Origin of the sequence: Aeromonas sp. ANP5, assembly GCF_963870295.1 — a bacterium.
Classification (GTDB): Bacteria; Pseudomonadota; Gammaproteobacteria; order Enterobacterales; family Aeromonadaceae; genus Aeromonas; species Aeromonas veronii.
Map to the genome: position 1 here is coordinate 1 of NZ_CAWMRY010000024.1, position 13,915 is coordinate 13,915.

The window sequence follows — 13,915 nt, forward strand, 5'->3', positions numbered from 1 at the left end:
TTTCATAACCGGGCTTTTGTATTTTTAGCGCCTTAAACCACCAATATCTGGCTTTTCCCTGCCAAGTAAGAGTGCCAGATAGCCGATTATTCCCACCATTTTCTGGCTATATCCGAGCCTTATCAGTTATTTACTGCCATTTGAACGACTCTGCAGGTGGTCAAATCAGCCTTCTGCCGCCTGCTGGTTGCAGGGAAGTTCCATATTGACCACCCCCTCTTCCATTTGCACGTCGATCTTAAAGCCCAGCTGCTTGGCTAGGTTGGGAATACCGAGATTGCCGGATTAATCAGGTACCGTTTAAGCAAATAGGCCTTCCCGACGGAAAGGCCTATTTGTTTTATCTATCAGCTGATTACCATCACTCGGTCGATTTATCAGGGCTTCTCTTTGTTGCCAATGCTCAGGCCGAGCTTGATGGAGAGGGCCGCCAGTAACAGCAGCATCATGATCAGGGAGAAGAAGTTGCTGCCAAGCTCCGGGTATTGCACCTTGAGCAGCGCGGAGTGGCCGAAGACACCGATAAAGAAGCAGAGCAGGGTGCAGATGGGAGTGTTGCCCACCATGGGTTCATGGCGATAGTGCTGGAACAGCTGATAGGCCGCCAGCCAGAGGGCAATCAGCGGGAAGAAGGAGAAAGGCACAACCGAGTTGGTCAGCACGGCCAGAGAGGCATCGCCACAGATACCAATCAGCATGGCCATGGCGAGCGGTTTTTTCGGAATCATAAGCTGTTCAGTCATATCGTTCTCCATCCTGTGGTCATGGGTGAGGTTCACGGCGCTTCTGGTTTTGTACCTCGGCGCCCATGGCGATCATCCGCAGTTGGCGAATTGTTCGTTCGGAGAGTGCACGGCACTCTTCGCTGGTCATGTCGAGTGCATCGGCACCGGCACTGAAGACGATGGTGACCATGGCTTCTGCCTGGATGTAGGCATCTTCCCGTGGTGCTTCTGTGGTGGCTTCCAGATAATCGGTCAGCTCTGCGATAAAGTGCTGGATTTCGCGAGCCACCGCCTGACGAAAGGCGGCCGAGGTGCCGGAGCGTTCCCGCAGCAGCAGCCGGAAGATGTTGGGGTTGTTCTCGACGAACTCCATAAAGGTCTGCACCGAGGTGCTGATGACACTGCCACCACCGGCAATGCGCTGGCGTGCCTGGCGCATCAGTTGACGCAGGGTGAGACCTCCTTCGTCAACCAGGGTCAGGCCCAGCTCCTCCATATCGCGAAAGTGGCGATAGAAAGAGGTAGGAGCGATACCCGCTTCGCGAGCGACTTCCCGCAGGCTGAGATTGGAGAAACTCCGATTGGCGCACAGTTGGCTGAATGCAGCATCGATCAATGTACGCCGGGTTTTTTCTTTTTGTTGAGCGCGAATACCCACGAAATCAGTCACCTTCAGCTTAACGAGGACAAATGATAACCCGAAGGCGCCTCAGGATCAGGTTTGTATCCTACTTTTTTACCATTGACCGTGAGGAAATCACCATAGAAAATGGCTAACAGCTGTTCGCTGAAAGGATGCAATGAGATGGCCAGACCCCCCATTATTTTGACTAATACCCTGCTGTTTTCCCTCTCCGGGATAGTGGCGTTGATTGTCGTACCCTGGTACGGCATGAGCCACGGTTACGATCTCTGGCAGTGGGCCAGTTTCCTGTTGTTGTTCTGCCTTAGTGGTCTCTCCATCACCGCAGGCTATCATCGGCTCTGGTCGCACAAGGCCTACAAGGCGCACATAGCTTTGCAGTGGTTGTTTGCCATCGGCGGTGCGTTGGCGCTACAGAATTCGGCCCTGCACTGGTCGGCAGATCACCGCCGTCACCATCGTCATGTGGATGACAACGATAAAGACCCCTACAGCGCGGGGCGCGGCTTCTGGTATTCCCACATCGGCTGGATGTTGCGGGAGCATCAAGGAGATCGCTATGGCGATTACAGCAATGTGCGTGATCTGCAGAACAACCCGGTGGTCGCGTTTCAGCACCGTCACTATCTGACACTGGTGCTGGCGACCAATCTGGGCCTGCCGCTGCTGTTTGGTCTGCTCCACGGAGATCTGCTCGGCATGTTGTTGCTGGCAGGTGTCTTGCGGATGGTGATGACGCACCACACCACTTTTTTTATCAACTCGCTGGCCCACATCTGGGGCAGTCAGCCCTATACCGATCGCAATACCGCTCGCGATAACGGCATCCTGGCTTTTTTCACCTTTGGCGAGGGGTACCACAACTTTCACCACCTGTTCGAGAATGATTACCGCAACGGCATTCACTGGTGGCAGTTCGATCCGACCAAGTGGTTGATCCGGCTCGCCTCCTGGTGCGGTCTGGCGGGAGATCTCAGATCTTCGCCGGAGGAGCGTATCGAGCAGGCCCGGCTGCAGATGCAGCTGAAACGGGCACAAGCCAAGTTGCGCAAGCAGGAAGATCGCGAACTGTGGCAGGCGCTGCTGCAGGAGGAGTACGACAAGCTGAGCCAGCAGTTGCAACACTATTACGCCAGTCGCAAGCGGCTGCTGGAGCTGCGCAAGCGCAAGGCGCTGGCGCGCTATGACAGCCTCAAGCTGCAACTGGAGTATCGGGCCCTGCGGGACGGCTTTATCGCAGGTAAACGCAACTGGAGTCGTCTGCTGGCAGGTATTGCATGATGCCGTCCGGTTATCACAGAGACTAAAAGAGAAGACCGCCTGCTGGCGGTCTTCTCTTTTATGATTCAACTCAAGCTAGTTGGCTTGGCTCTGCTGTTGCTGCAAATGATCCAGTGCCTGTTGCTCCTGCTGGCTAAGACCCAGTTGTTCGCAGGCCTGCTCAAAGCTGATCCCCAGATGGCGCATCATGATATCCAATAACGGGAGGGCTTAGTTGGCTTGGCTCTGCTGTTGCTGCAACTGATCCAGTGCCTGTTGCTCCTGCTGGCTGAGACCCAGTTGTTCGCAGGCCTGCTCAAAGCTGATCCCCAGATGGCACATCATGATATCGATGGCGGGCAGATAGTTTTTCATAGCTTCTTCCATGGTGATCCTCCAGACCCGTCACTTATGCCCTGAACCACTCGGTGCGGCAATTAGACTTTAGGCTTAGTCTGTCCATTTGATAAGCACCCCTGCCACTGGGGGAGGGAATTTGTTACCCTGCACCATGATAAAAACGGTTGCCGTATGACTGCGAGCAACAGGTGAGGAGCAGGGCATGTTATTGAGTTTCTTGATCATCGCTTCAGGTTGGTGGCACATCCGTGCTGCCTACGGTTCAGACAGCCGCCAGTTCTATATCAGCAAGCCACTGACCATGTTGCTTATCATCGCGTTGGCGTTCGGCTACCAGAGTTATGACCACGACGGTTCCCACGCCTGGATCCTGCTCGGCCTTTGTCTCTCGCTGGCGGGCGATGTGCTGCTGATGCTGCCAAGTGATCGCTTCATTCAGGGGTTGGCGGCATTTCTTGTCGCGCATCTCTGCTATATCGTCGGTTTTGCTCAGGGGCCGTTGTTGCTCAATCTGGTGGATGGTTTGCTGCTGTTGCTGATCGCCGGCATGGTATTCGGCCTGCTGTGGGGCAAGCTGGGGGAGATGCGGATCCCAGTCTTCTGCTACATGCTGGTGATCATCGGCATGGCCTGGGTGGCTGCCGGTGCCTGGCACGCCTCTCTCACTGCCGGTTCTGCCGCCGCTCTGGTGGGGGCGCTGATGTTCCTCTTCTCCGACAGCATGCTGGCGCTCGATCGCTTCCGCCGCCCCTTTCCCCACGCCCGCGCCTGGGTGATGAGTAGCTACTTCGCAGCGCAATTCCTGATTGCAGGGTCGCTGGCGGGATAACGTCTTCTGGTTGAGTGCAGGTAACAGATAACGAAAAACGGGCATTGGCCCGTTTTTCGTTTTATGCCCGGCGTTTTTCACGCCTCTAGCGGTTCGGCATCCGCTGCCCGTGGGGCGGGGGATTTGAGCAACAGCATCAGGCCGCTGGCGATCAGCAGGAAGATCCCCATGATGTAGAACACCTGGTTGTAGGCCATGATGGCCGCTTCCCGGTTGATGGTATTGGCCAGCATGGCGTGTGCTTGCTGCTGGGCTATCTCGGGGCCTGAACCCTGCGCCATCATGCTCTGGGCCAGTTGCAGCAGATAGCTCTGCCCCTCGATACTGCTGGCGGCCAGAGTGCTGCCAATCTGTAGCACATGGGTGCGGGTATCGTTGTCGAGCAGGGTCGCGATGATGGCGATACCAAACGCACCACCCAGGTTGCGCAGCACGTTGAGCAGGGTCGAGGAGGAGGGGATCTCGTCGTGGCTCAGGCTGGCGGTGGCGACCAGGGAGAGCGGCACCATGATGAAGGGCTGCCCCAGCGCCCGCACGATGAGTGACTGGATCAGCTGCGGCCCGGCGTAGTCGGCACTCATGTTGACGTTCATAAAGCAGCTGACGGCGAAGATCAGGAAGCCGAAGCTCACCAGATAGCGGGGGTCTATCTTGTGGGTCAGTTTGGGCACCAGCGGCAGCACCAGCAGTTGCGGTAGTCCCATCCACATCAGGACTTCGCCGATTTCCAGCGCGTTGTAGTTGTGGATCTGGGTCATGTAGAGCGGCAACACATAGATAGATCCCATCAGCGCCATGCCGAGGATCAGATAGGCGAAGCAGGCCAGCGCGAAGCGAGGGTTGTGCAGCAGCCGCAGATTGACCAGCGGGTGACGGCGGATCAGCTGGCTGATGACGAAGAACACCAGCGCCACCGCCGAAATGACTGCCAGTCGCACGATGAAGCTTGAGCCGAACCAGTCTTCCCGGTTGCCTTCTTCCAGTACCACCTCCAGCAAGCCGAGGCCAAGCGCCATGGTGACAATCCCGATGAGATCCACCCGCTTGATCACGGCCCAGTCCACCGGTTTTTTATCCAGCCCGTGGGCCAGCATGGCCATCACCAGCAGTCCCGGCGGCACGTTGAGATAGAAGATGTAGTGCCACGACATCTGCTCGGTGAGCCAGCCACCGAGGGTCGGGCCGATGGCGGGGGCGAAAGTGGCGCAGAGGCCAAACAGCGCCATGCCGGTGGCCCGTTTCTGTAGCGGCAACAGGGTGACGATGAGGGAAAAGGCCATCGGGATCAGCGCCCCGCCAGTGAAGCCTTGCAGCGCCCGGAAGACGATCATGCTGGTGAGGTTCCAGCTGAACGAGCAGAGCACGGAGGCGGCGATAAAGGCGCCGGTGGTCCAGAGCAGGTAGCGGCGCACGCTCAGCCCCCGGCTCAACCAGCCGCTCAGGGGGATGGCGATCATCTCCGCCACCAGATAGGAGGTGGAGATCCAGGAGCTTTCGCTCAGGGTGGCCGACAGGGCCCCCTGAATATCCTTCAGAGAGGCATTGGTGATCTGGATATCGAGGATGGCCATGAAGGCGCCGATAAGGCCCCCCATGACCGCGATCCAGTTGCGACGTGGAATGGGTTCCATCAGTTGGCAGCCACCACGGGATCAGGAGTGCGGGTATCCACGATCACTTCGGTGGAGAGACCCGGCAGCAGCTTGCCTGCCAGCGGGCCCGGCTCGGGGATGCGGATCTTGACCGGTACCCGCTGCACGATTTTGGTGAAGTTGCCGGTGGCATTCTCCGGTGGCAGTAGGGCGAATTTGGCGCCGGTGGCCGGGGCCAGGCTGTCGATGATCCCCTCGACCGGTTGATCCGGGTAGGCATCGAGCACTACTTCGACCTTCTGGCCCGGCTGCATATGGGCGAGCTGGGTCTCCTTGAAGTTGGCCTCGACCCACACCTGTTGCAGCGGCACCAAACTGGCGACCTGCATGCCGGACTGGACGTAGAGCCCTTCCCGCAGGCTGCGCTTGCCAATGATGCCGTCAGCAGGCGCCCGCAGTTCGGTGTAGCCGAGCTCCAGCTTGGCCTGCTCCAGTTGTGCTTCGCTCAACGCCAGCTTGGCCAGATTCTGTTTGCGTTCGGCATCCAGTACCAGCAGTCGCTCACGGGCCGCCTGCAGGGCGGCTTGGGCCTCCCGGGCTTGCGCCTGATTGACCTGCAGGCCGGCACGCACCTCGTCCAGACTGTCTTGCGAGCTGTAGTGGCGCTGGTTGAGCTGACTGATCCGGTTGACCTGCTGGCTGGCGCGCAGCTGTTCGGCCTTGGCGGAGGCGACCTTGGCCTCGGCTTGCTGGATCAGGCTCAGTTGTTGGGTGCGGGTGGCAGCCAGATTTTCGGCCGTCGCCTGATTGAGGCGCAGGTCGGCTTCGGCCTCCGCGACCCTGGTTTTGTATTCGCGATCATCGAGCCGGGCGATCAGTTGGCCCGCTTTGACCGGCTGGTTGTCGGTGACCAGCACTTCGCGGATATAGCCGGGCAGCTTGGAGCTGATCCCGGTCACTTCACTTTGCAGATAGGCGTTGTCGGTGCTTTCAAAATAGCGGCCGTGAAGATACCAGTAACCGGCGAACAGCAGACCGAGCAGCGCCAGTATCATGGCTGCCAGCAGGGGAATTTTTTTGTGTTGACTCATTTTTGTGATTCCTGAACTTAAGGGGCGCAGGCTAACACTGGTCAACTGTTTCGATTAGTATTGGTTCACGAGATATACAGTTTCACTGGTGCAACAATGGATCTCAATGCCGCGTTAATTCTGGTGCGTATCGTCGACAAGGGCTCGTTTACGGGGGCTGCCCGTGAGTTGGGGATGACCAAGGCGATGGTCAGTCGCCGCATCGCCGAGCTTGAACAGCGGCTCGGAGTGCGTCTGCTCTATCGCTCCACTCGTCAGCTCACTTTGACCGAGGAGGGGGAGAAGTACTACCTGCACTGTAGCAAGGCGGTCGATGCCCTGACCGAAGCCGAGCTGATGCTGAGCGCCAGCCAGCAGGAGGTGACCGGCACCCTCAAACTGGCGGTGCCTATCGAGACGGGGCAACTGGTGGTCGGGCGCTTGGTCGCCAAGTTTTTGCAGGCCTATCCCGCCCTGCAGGTGGAGCTGGAACTGACCAACCGGGTGGTGGATCCCATCAGTGAAGGGCTGGATGCGGTGGTGCGGATTGGCGACATGAGCGACTCCAATCTGGCGGCGCGCCGACTCTGGAGCACCGGAAGGCTGCTCTGTGCCAGCCCGGACTATCTGGCCCGCAGCCCGGTCATCGAGCGGCCGGAGGATCTGGCCAACCACGAGCGGGTGACGGTAAGTAGCGGGTTTCTCGCCTCTCACTGGTGTTTCGAGCTGGATGGCAGAGAGGTGCTGGTTGACCCCCCATCCCGTTTTCGGGTCAATAATATTACCTGTGCCCGGGAGGCAGCGAAGGCGGGGCTGGGGTTGGCTTCGTTACCCGCTATGCTCTGTCAGGATGAGCTGGCCAGCGGCGAATTGGTGATCCTGCTGCCAGAGTGGCAGCAACCCAGGGTGCCGATTTATTTGTTGTTTCCGGAGCGGCAACTGATGCCGCGCAAGTTGCGGGCATTCATCGATTTCATGATTGAGAACGGCGCCGAGTTTGGCATCGACAAGTTGTTGTAAGGGGGGAGCTATGGATAACTGGATCAATCTCTATCGCGCCTCACACACCCTGGAGGCACACGCGTTGAAAGGGGCGCTGGAGGCGGAAGGGGTGCTGGTGCGCCTCAATGGCGAGGGGCTGTCTGGCGCCCTTGGCGAGCTGCCGGTCGACATGTTGCAGGTGACCCTGATGGTGCGGGCCGAGGATCGCAGCAAGGCAGGACGGGTCATCGAGCGTTACCAGCAGCGTCAGGGTAACGGCTGGCTGTGCGGTCAGTGCGGGGAGGAGAACGGCGCCAACTTCGACGTCTGCTGGCGCTGTCATCACGATCCCCACGACAGCTGATCTTTCTTCCGCTAGCGCGGCGGGAACTCGATATCTTCCCCTGCGCTGGCATCGTGATAGGTCGCCAGATCCAGCTCGTTTTCGCTGCGGGCGATCAGCACCGATACCAGAATATCCCCCGATACATTGACCGTGGTGCGCGCCATGTCGAGGATCCGGTCAATGCCTGCAATCAGTGCCACCCCTTCCAGCGGCAAGCCCACCGCCGTCAGGGTCAGGGTCAGCAGCATCAACCCGGTGCCCGGGGTGCCTGCGGTGCCGATACTTGCCAGGGTGGCGATGCTGATGATGGTCAGGTAATCGACCATGTGCAGCTCCACCCCGAATGCCTGAGCCACGAACAGCGCAGTCACTCCCTGATAGAGGGCGGTGCCATCCATGTTGATGGTGGCGCCGATGGGCAGCACCTTGGCGGTGATGGCGGGGGAGACTCCCAGCCGTTTCTCGGCGCAGGCCAGACTGATGGGCAGGGTGGAGTTGCTGGAGCTGCTGGTGAAAGCCACCGCCTGAGCGTCAACGATGCTCTTGAAGTAGTGCAGTGGATTGAGCCGTGCCAGCAGGAGCAGCAAGGTGCTGTAGACCCCGAGCACGTGCAGCAGGCAGCCGAGGTAGACGGCGCCGATCACCTTGAGCAGCGGCAGCAGCAGGTCGAGACCGTACTTGCCGGTCATCCAGGCCATCAGAGCGCAGACACCGTAAGGCGCGAGCGCCATCACCATCTGGGTCAGCTTGAACATCCCCTCGGCCAGCGAGGTGAAGAAGAGGATGGCGGGGCGGCCACGGCGACCGCTGGCATTGAGGGCGACCGCCAGCGCCACCGCAAAGACGATCACTTGCAGGATCTTGCCATCCACCATCGCCTGTACCGGGTTACTCGGCACCAGATGGCTCAGCACGCTGGCCAGGGTGGGTGGTTCCGACATACCGACCCGCTCATAGGGGCCCATGTCGGCACCCATGCCGGGTTCCAGCAGCCAGCCCATCATCAGGCCGATGCAGATGGCGATGGCGGTCGAACAGAAGTAGAGACAGATCGCCTTGCTGCCGATGCGATCGAGGGCCTTGCCCTTGAGCAGCGAGGTGAGACCGGCGATGACCGAGCAGAAAATGAGGGGCACCATCAGCATCTGGATGGTGTTGACGAACAGGACGCCAAGGGGCTTGAGCAGCAGGGCTTGCTCTTCAAAGCCGACGCCCAGACCCACCCCTGTCAGCATGCCGATCAGGGTCTTGAGCCAGAGTGGTCGGCGGGTCCAGATCTGCCAGGGCTTGAGAGCCTCTCCATGGAACAGCATGACGCCAATATCCTTATACATTGTCTGCGATGGCCAAAAAGGGGCGCCAGTGTAGCGATCCCTGACGCGGGTTGCCACATTATCGACAAAGCGGTGGCGGTGACCACTCCCCTGACCAGGAAATGCGCAATTTATTGGCTTATATCAAGATCCCTCCGGGCGGGGAGATATTTAATTGGCATTAAATATGTTAATTATTGAGGTGAGAGATGTCGCAATCGGTTCATGGTCATGAAGTGATGGAGATGATGTTGACACAAGGGGGGCAATTTACCCGTGTCAGCCTGAAACAGGCGATGGCTGAACGGTTCGGTGCCGAGGCCCGTTTTCATACCTGCAGCGCCAGCGAGATGGATGCAGAAGCGCTGATCGACTTTCTGGCCGCCCGCGGCAAATTCATCGACTCGGCTGAGGGTTTCCAGACCCGCGCCGACAAGATCTGCAACCACGGTTAATCCCGCTGCGAGCGCATCATGGCGCTCGCTCAATTCTTCGCCCTTTGCTATATTTCGCCCCCTCTCTTTTCCCTATTCAGGGCGTAGCCCGGGCGTTGTATGGATACTTTCTCTGCCGCAGTCATGCTGTTTCTGATCATGGACCCGCTGGGCAACCTGCCGGTCTTCCTCTCTATCCTGCGTCATATCGATCCCAAGCGACGTCGCAAGGTGATGATCCGCGAGCTGCTCTTCTCGCTGGCCATTATGCTGCTGTTCCTGTTCGTCGGTCAGCAGATCCTCGGTTTCCTCAACCTGCGGCAGGAGGCGGTCAGCATTGCGGGGGGCATTATCCTGTTCCTGATCGCCATCAAGATGATCTTTCCGAGTGAGGGGGGCGTGACCGGGCTGGCGGCGGGCGAGGAGCCCTTCCTGGTGCCGATGGCGATCCCGATGATCGCTGGTCCTTCTATCTTGGCTTCTTTGATGCTGCTGGCCAATCAGGAGCCGACCCGGATGGTGGACTGGTCGCTGGCACTCTTTCTGGCCTGGGCTGCCAGCGCGGTGATCCTGATGTTCTACGAGGTATTCAACAAGCTGCTGGGTGAGCGGGGACTCACTGCGGTGGAGCGGCTGATGGGGATGCTGTTGGTGATGATCTCGGTCCAGATGCTGCTGGACGGGGTACATCACTATCTGGCAGTGACCGGCCAAGGCTGAGTGGGTTACATGTTGAAGTGAATGAAACGGGGCTACGCAGAGCCCCGTTCTTTTTTGTTGCCGAGAAGGCGTGCCGTCAGCCGTGAGTGGTCGCTGCGGGTTCCAGTTTGCTCATGATGAGGGAGAGCAGCAATTCCCGCAGCCAGCGGTGGCCCGGATCCTCGCTGTGACGCTGATGCCAGATCAGCAGGTGGGAGATGCTGTCCAACCCGATGGGCAGCGGCAGCTGCAACAGCGGATAGACCTGGGTGGCGTGGCGGGCATAGAGCCTGGAGAGGGTCACTATCATGTCGGAGTGCATCCCCATCCGCAGCGCCGCCTCGAAGGAGGGCACGGTTGCCTCGATACGCCGGTAGAGATCCTGCTCCGCCAGCTTGTGATCCAGCATCCAGCGGTCTCGCCCCTCGCAGTAAGTCTGCACATGGGGATAACTGAGGTAGTGCTCCAGATTCCAGTTGGGCTCTCGCAGCGCAGGGTGGTGCTGCTGCACCAGACAGGTGAGATCATCGACCGCCAGCACTCGCTGACAGATGCTGTCGGGCAGGGTATCGAGCCGATAATCGGAGCTGATGCAGTTCTCTCGCACCGCGAAGGCGATGTCCACCTGTCCCTGACTCATCTCGGTCAGACTGTTCTCGGTCCACTCCTCGTAACGCAAGCGGATCCGTGGTGCCTGCCGTTTCAGCTCGCTCAGGTAGAGCGGGGCAAACAGGGTAAAGGCGCTGTCCATGCTGGCGATGACGAACTCTCGCTCCGAGCTGGCGGGGTCGAACTCGGGCGGCTGGATCAGGTTATCCAGCGACAACAGGATGGGTTGCAACTGCTGCTGCAGCGCAAGGGCGCGGCCGGTGGGTTCCAGCCCGTAGGCAGAGCGGATGAAGAGGGGATCATTGAAGGTATCGCGCAGACGGCCGAGGGCTTTGCTGACCGCGGACTGGCTCAGATGAAGGCGGCGTGCGGCCTTGCTGCCGTTGCGCTCTTCCAGCAGTACCTGCAGGATAATCAGCAAATTGAGGTCGATGCGACCCAGTTGTTCCAGCAGCATGATATGAATCCTCTTCAATTCTAAGATGAATTTATACCATTTGTTTTCATATCTTGGCGATCTTATCCTCGAATGGTCTCAGGTTCGCATGAACCACTGGTACAGGATGTAGCGGTTGAGGGGACATGTAGCACAATCAATATGGCGACCTTTGGGTCGCCCTATTTTTTGGCTATGATTTATTTGCTCACTTGCACCTGCCTTGATTTTGCCCAACAATCCCTGCGCTCTATTTTGATACAAGTAACAGATATCTCTTTGTGAGGGAGTATCCCTATGGGACTCGGTGGAATTCATATCTGGCATATGTTGATCCTCTTGCTGGTCGTTGTGCTGGTCTTCGGCAGCAAGCGTCTTGCCAGTGCAGGTGAGGATCTGGGTACCGCCATCAAAGATTTTCGCAAGGCGATGCGTGACGACGCAAATCATCCGAAATAAGCAGTAGGAGTAGAAAATGTCTGTAGACGAGAAAGTTGAACTGAACGAAACCTGTGACAGCTGCGGCTGTTTTGCCGAGATCGGCACCATCATCGGCGAAGGCGACGATGTGATGGATCTGGTGATTGAAGCCGCTGCCGAGGCTGATGCCCGCGCCAAGCTGGCTGCCTATGAAGCACTGGCCAAACAAGTCACTGCCGAAGCTCAGGTGAGCAGCGAACTGACCCAGGGCGCCAACGGCGTGATCCTGAAAGCCCGCCTGCAATTCACCTGCACCGCCGAAAAACTGATTTTCGAAATGCGGGCCCGCTCTATCTGAGTTGTCTGATAACGCGGCAGGTTTGCCTGCCGTGTTGACCCTTCTGCTGTGGGTCGGCGTTCTATAGTTACTCTATCCCACAGACGTTTTTGCCCGGCGCGAGTCGGCCAACAGAAGGCGTAAACATCATGACGCAGCGATGGATCTCTGCCCCCAATCCCACCCTCTATCGTGATCCGTGCTGCCAACAGGCAGCAGGTGTGACGTCAGCACAGGGGCAGCCATCGTGATGCGACGCTGGATCTGGGCTCTGCTGGCCCTCTGCTGTTTTCCCCTGCTCGCGGCTGAACTCAAGCCACAGCGTCTGCCCCAACCCGGGGACCTCGAAAGCATTCTGCAAAAGCGCGAACTCAGGGCTCTGGTGGTCTATGAGCGCGGCTTCTATTTTCTCGATCGCGGCGCCCAGTACGGCATTCTGGTCAATCAGCTGCAAGGGTTCGAGCGCTGGCTGAACAAGACCTATCTCGCCAAAGAGAAGGTCAAACTCAAGGTGGTCTACATCCCGGTGCGTCAGGACAAGCTGCTGGACTATCTGACCGAGGGGCGTGGCGATCTGGTGGCGGCGACCATGACGGTGACCCCGACCCGGCGTGAACAGGTGGCCTTCTCCCGGCCGCTCATTTCATCCATCGAGGAGTGGGTGGTGAGCCAGCAGAGCCTGCCCGCCTTCAGCCGCATTACCCAGCTCTCCGGCAGACGGGTCTGGGTGCGCGCCAGCTCCAGCTACTACGAGAGTCTGCGCCAGCTCAACTGGCTGTTTCGCGAGCTGGGGTTGCCCCCCGTCTATATCGAAACGGTGCCCGAATACCTGCAGGATGGCGATCTGCTGGAGATGGTGGCCGCTGGCATTATTCCCCTGACGGTGACCGACAGCTACAAGGGGAGGATCTGGCTGGGTGGGATGATCTCCGGCCTCAAGGCCCACAAGTTGATCCCCCTGCGCAGCAATGGCACCAGCGCCTGGGCGCTGCGCAAGAACAGCCCCGAGCTGCTCAAGGCGGTCAATGGCTATCTGGCGAGTGTCAGCCGCAACAGCCTTTACAGCGACATGACTCTGCGCCGGTTGCTGGTTCGCAGCGATCAGATGAGCAATATCCTGGCGCCGGATCCCATGGGGCGCCTCGCGACCATTCGCAAAGTGCTGGAGAAGTACGCCAATAAATACGATCTCGACTGGCTGATGCTGGCGGCGCTCGGCTACAAGGAGTCCGGCCTCAATCCCAAGGCGCGTTCGCCCAAGGGGGCCGTGGGCCTTATGCAACTGCTGCCCAGTACGGGGCGGGAAGTCGGCATCAACGGCGCCAGACTCACCACGCTGGAGGGAAATGTGGAGGCCGCCTGCCGCTACATGCGGTTGATCCTCGATACCTACTTCAATGATCCCAAGCTGGATCGGCTCAATCGCCACCTGTTTGCCCTCGCCGCCTACAACGCCGGGCCGAACCGGGTGCAGGCGCTGCGAGGCAAGGCGGAGAAGCTGGGGCTCGATCCCAACGTCTGGTTCGGCAACGTGGATCAACTGGTGGCCAACGAAGTCGGACAGGGGCCGATCAACTATGTCGGCACCATCTACAAGTACTACGTGGCCTATCGTTTCAGCCTGCCCCAGATCGAGGGCAAGGCTGCCGCTATCGAAGCGGCTCAGCCCTGAGCCGGTTGACCGGCAGGGTCGCCTGCACGGTCGGCAATTGCCAGCCACCGTCCCTGTGTTGCAAAAACCAGTGAGCAGGGCCGGTGGCCGGGATGAGATCTGGCTGGCTGAGCTGGCCCAGATAGCGCAACATCGGGGTATCATGCAGTTCCATCAGCAACTCCTTTTGAATATGTGAAGAGGCTCGCC

The 13,915-nt window shown here is 58.9% G+C and carries 17 protein-coding genes; 9 read left to right on the forward strand and 8 right to left on the reverse strand.

The features are described from left to right. Positions 1-377 precede the first annotated feature (377 nt). Together AACT07_RS14105 and fabR are read right to left on the reverse strand one after the other, a co-directional pair. On the reverse strand, positions 378-743 hold the full coding sequence (locus tag AACT07_RS14105) for a YijD family membrane protein (protein WP_005339919.1): 366 nt from the start codon (positions 741-743) through the stop codon (positions 378-380). A gap of 19 nt (positions 744-762) precedes the next feature. Further along, positions 763-1,383, reverse strand: coding sequence for an HTH-type transcriptional repressor FabR (gene fabR, locus AACT07_RS14110; RefSeq protein WP_069528402.1), 621 nt, complete (start codon positions 1,381-1,383; stop codon positions 763-765). A 147-nt stretch (positions 1,384-1,530) separates the two neighbouring features. On the opposite strand from fabR, the gene AACT07_RS14115 reads away from it, so the two are divergent. Continuing rightward, a complete protein-coding gene (locus AACT07_RS14115) occupies positions 1,531-2,649 on the forward strand; it encodes a fatty acid desaturase (RefSeq protein WP_069528404.1) in 1,119 nt (372 codons plus the stop codon). A 210-nt stretch (positions 2,650-2,859) separates the two neighbouring features. Here AACT07_RS14115 and AACT07_RS14120 read toward each other — a convergent pair whose 3' ends face one another. Further along, positions 2,860-3,003 carry a hypothetical protein gene (locus tag AACT07_RS14120; protein ID WP_162182404.1) on the reverse strand — a complete coding sequence of 48 codons (144 nt, stop codon included), beginning with the start codon at positions 3,001-3,003 and terminating at the stop codon, positions 2,860-2,862. Positions 3,004-3,190: 187 nt separating this feature from the next. Here AACT07_RS14120 and AACT07_RS14125 point away from each other — a divergent pair, with 187 nt between their 5' ends. Further along, complete coding sequence (locus AACT07_RS14125; protein WP_005348507.1) at positions 3,191-3,817, forward strand: lysoplasmalogenase; 627 nt, start codon at positions 3,191-3,193, stop codon at positions 3,815-3,817. Between the two features lie 77 nt (positions 3,818-3,894). On the opposite strand, the gene AACT07_RS14130 is transcribed toward AACT07_RS14125, so the two are convergent. Further along, complete coding sequence (locus AACT07_RS14130) at positions 3,895-5,448, reverse strand: DHA2 family efflux MFS transporter permease subunit (RefSeq protein WP_047434582.1); 1,554 nt, start codon at positions 5,446-5,448, stop codon at positions 3,895-3,897. Beyond that, positions 5,448-6,500, reverse strand: coding sequence for an HlyD family secretion protein (locus AACT07_RS14135; RefSeq protein WP_005357630.1), 1,053 nt, complete (start codon positions 6,498-6,500; stop codon positions 5,448-5,450). Before AACT07_RS14135 ends, AACT07_RS14130 begins: the two co-directional genes overlap by 1 nt. Positions 6,501-6,596: 96 nt before the next feature. Between AACT07_RS14135 and AACT07_RS14140 the strand changes: the two genes are divergently transcribed. Both AACT07_RS14140 and AACT07_RS14145 read left to right on the forward strand, forming a co-directional pair. Continuing rightward, positions 6,597-7,499 carry a LysR family transcriptional regulator gene (locus tag AACT07_RS14140; protein WP_019444678.1) on the forward strand — a complete coding sequence of 301 codons (903 nt, stop codon included), beginning with the start codon at positions 6,597-6,599 and terminating at the stop codon, positions 7,497-7,499. A 10-nt stretch (positions 7,500-7,509) separates the two neighbouring features. After that, positions 7,510-7,824, forward strand: coding sequence for a putative signal transducing protein (locus AACT07_RS14145; protein WP_005339933.1), 315 nt, complete (start codon positions 7,510-7,512; stop codon positions 7,822-7,824). 11 nt (positions 7,825-7,835) lie between these two features. Here AACT07_RS14145 and AACT07_RS14150 read toward each other — a convergent pair whose 3' ends face one another. Then, complete coding sequence (locus AACT07_RS14150; RefSeq protein WP_021231554.1) at positions 7,836-9,119, reverse strand: dicarboxylate/amino acid:cation symporter; 1,284 nt, start codon at positions 9,117-9,119, stop codon at positions 7,836-7,838. A gap of 209 nt (positions 9,120-9,328) precedes the next feature. Here AACT07_RS14150 and AACT07_RS14155 point away from each other — a divergent pair, with 209 nt between their 5' ends. After that, a complete protein-coding gene (locus AACT07_RS14155) occupies positions 9,329-9,574 on the forward strand; it encodes a YecH family metal-binding protein (RefSeq protein WP_069528406.1) in 246 nt (81 codons plus the stop codon). A gap of 99 nt (positions 9,575-9,673) precedes the next feature. Next, a complete protein-coding gene (locus AACT07_RS14160; protein WP_069528408.1) occupies positions 9,674-10,273 on the forward strand; it encodes a YhgN family NAAT transporter in 600 nt (199 codons plus the stop codon). Between the two features lie 76 nt (positions 10,274-10,349). Here AACT07_RS14160 and AACT07_RS14165 read toward each other — a convergent pair whose 3' ends face one another. Beyond that, a complete protein-coding gene (locus AACT07_RS14165) occupies positions 10,350-11,318 on the reverse strand; it encodes a LysR family transcriptional regulator (protein WP_005357635.1) in 969 nt (322 codons plus the stop codon). A 276-nt stretch (positions 11,319-11,594) separates the two neighbouring features. On the opposite strand from AACT07_RS14165, the gene tatA reads away from it, so the two are divergent. The 3 genes from tatA (at position 11,595) to AACT07_RS14180 (ending at position 13,726) form a co-directional block, all read left to right on the forward strand. Beyond that, positions 11,595-11,756, forward strand: a complete 162-nt coding sequence (tatA, locus tag AACT07_RS14170; RefSeq protein ID WP_005339944.1) for a twin-arginine translocase TatA/TatE family subunit — start codon at positions 11,595-11,597, stop codon at positions 11,754-11,756. 16 nt (positions 11,757-11,772) lie between these two features. Further along, positions 11,773-12,075 (forward strand): YfcZ/YiiS family protein, encoded by a 303-nt coding sequence (locus AACT07_RS14175; protein WP_005339945.1) that lies wholly within the window; start codon positions 11,773-11,775, stop codon positions 12,073-12,075. Positions 12,076-12,304: 229 nt separating this feature from the next. After that, positions 12,305-13,726 (forward strand): lytic transglycosylase F, encoded by a 1,422-nt coding sequence (locus tag AACT07_RS14180; RefSeq protein ID WP_083249982.1) that lies wholly within the window; start codon positions 12,305-12,307, stop codon positions 13,724-13,726. Here the strand turns inward: AACT07_RS14180 and AACT07_RS14185 are convergent. Continuing rightward, positions 13,704-13,880: a hypothetical protein gene (locus AACT07_RS14185; protein ID WP_005339947.1), complete on the reverse strand. Its 177-nt coding sequence runs from the start codon at positions 13,878-13,880 to the stop codon at positions 13,704-13,706. The two genes, AACT07_RS14180 and AACT07_RS14185, sit on opposite strands and share 23 nt — an antisense overlap. Between the last annotated feature and the right edge of the window lie 35 nt (positions 13,881-13,915).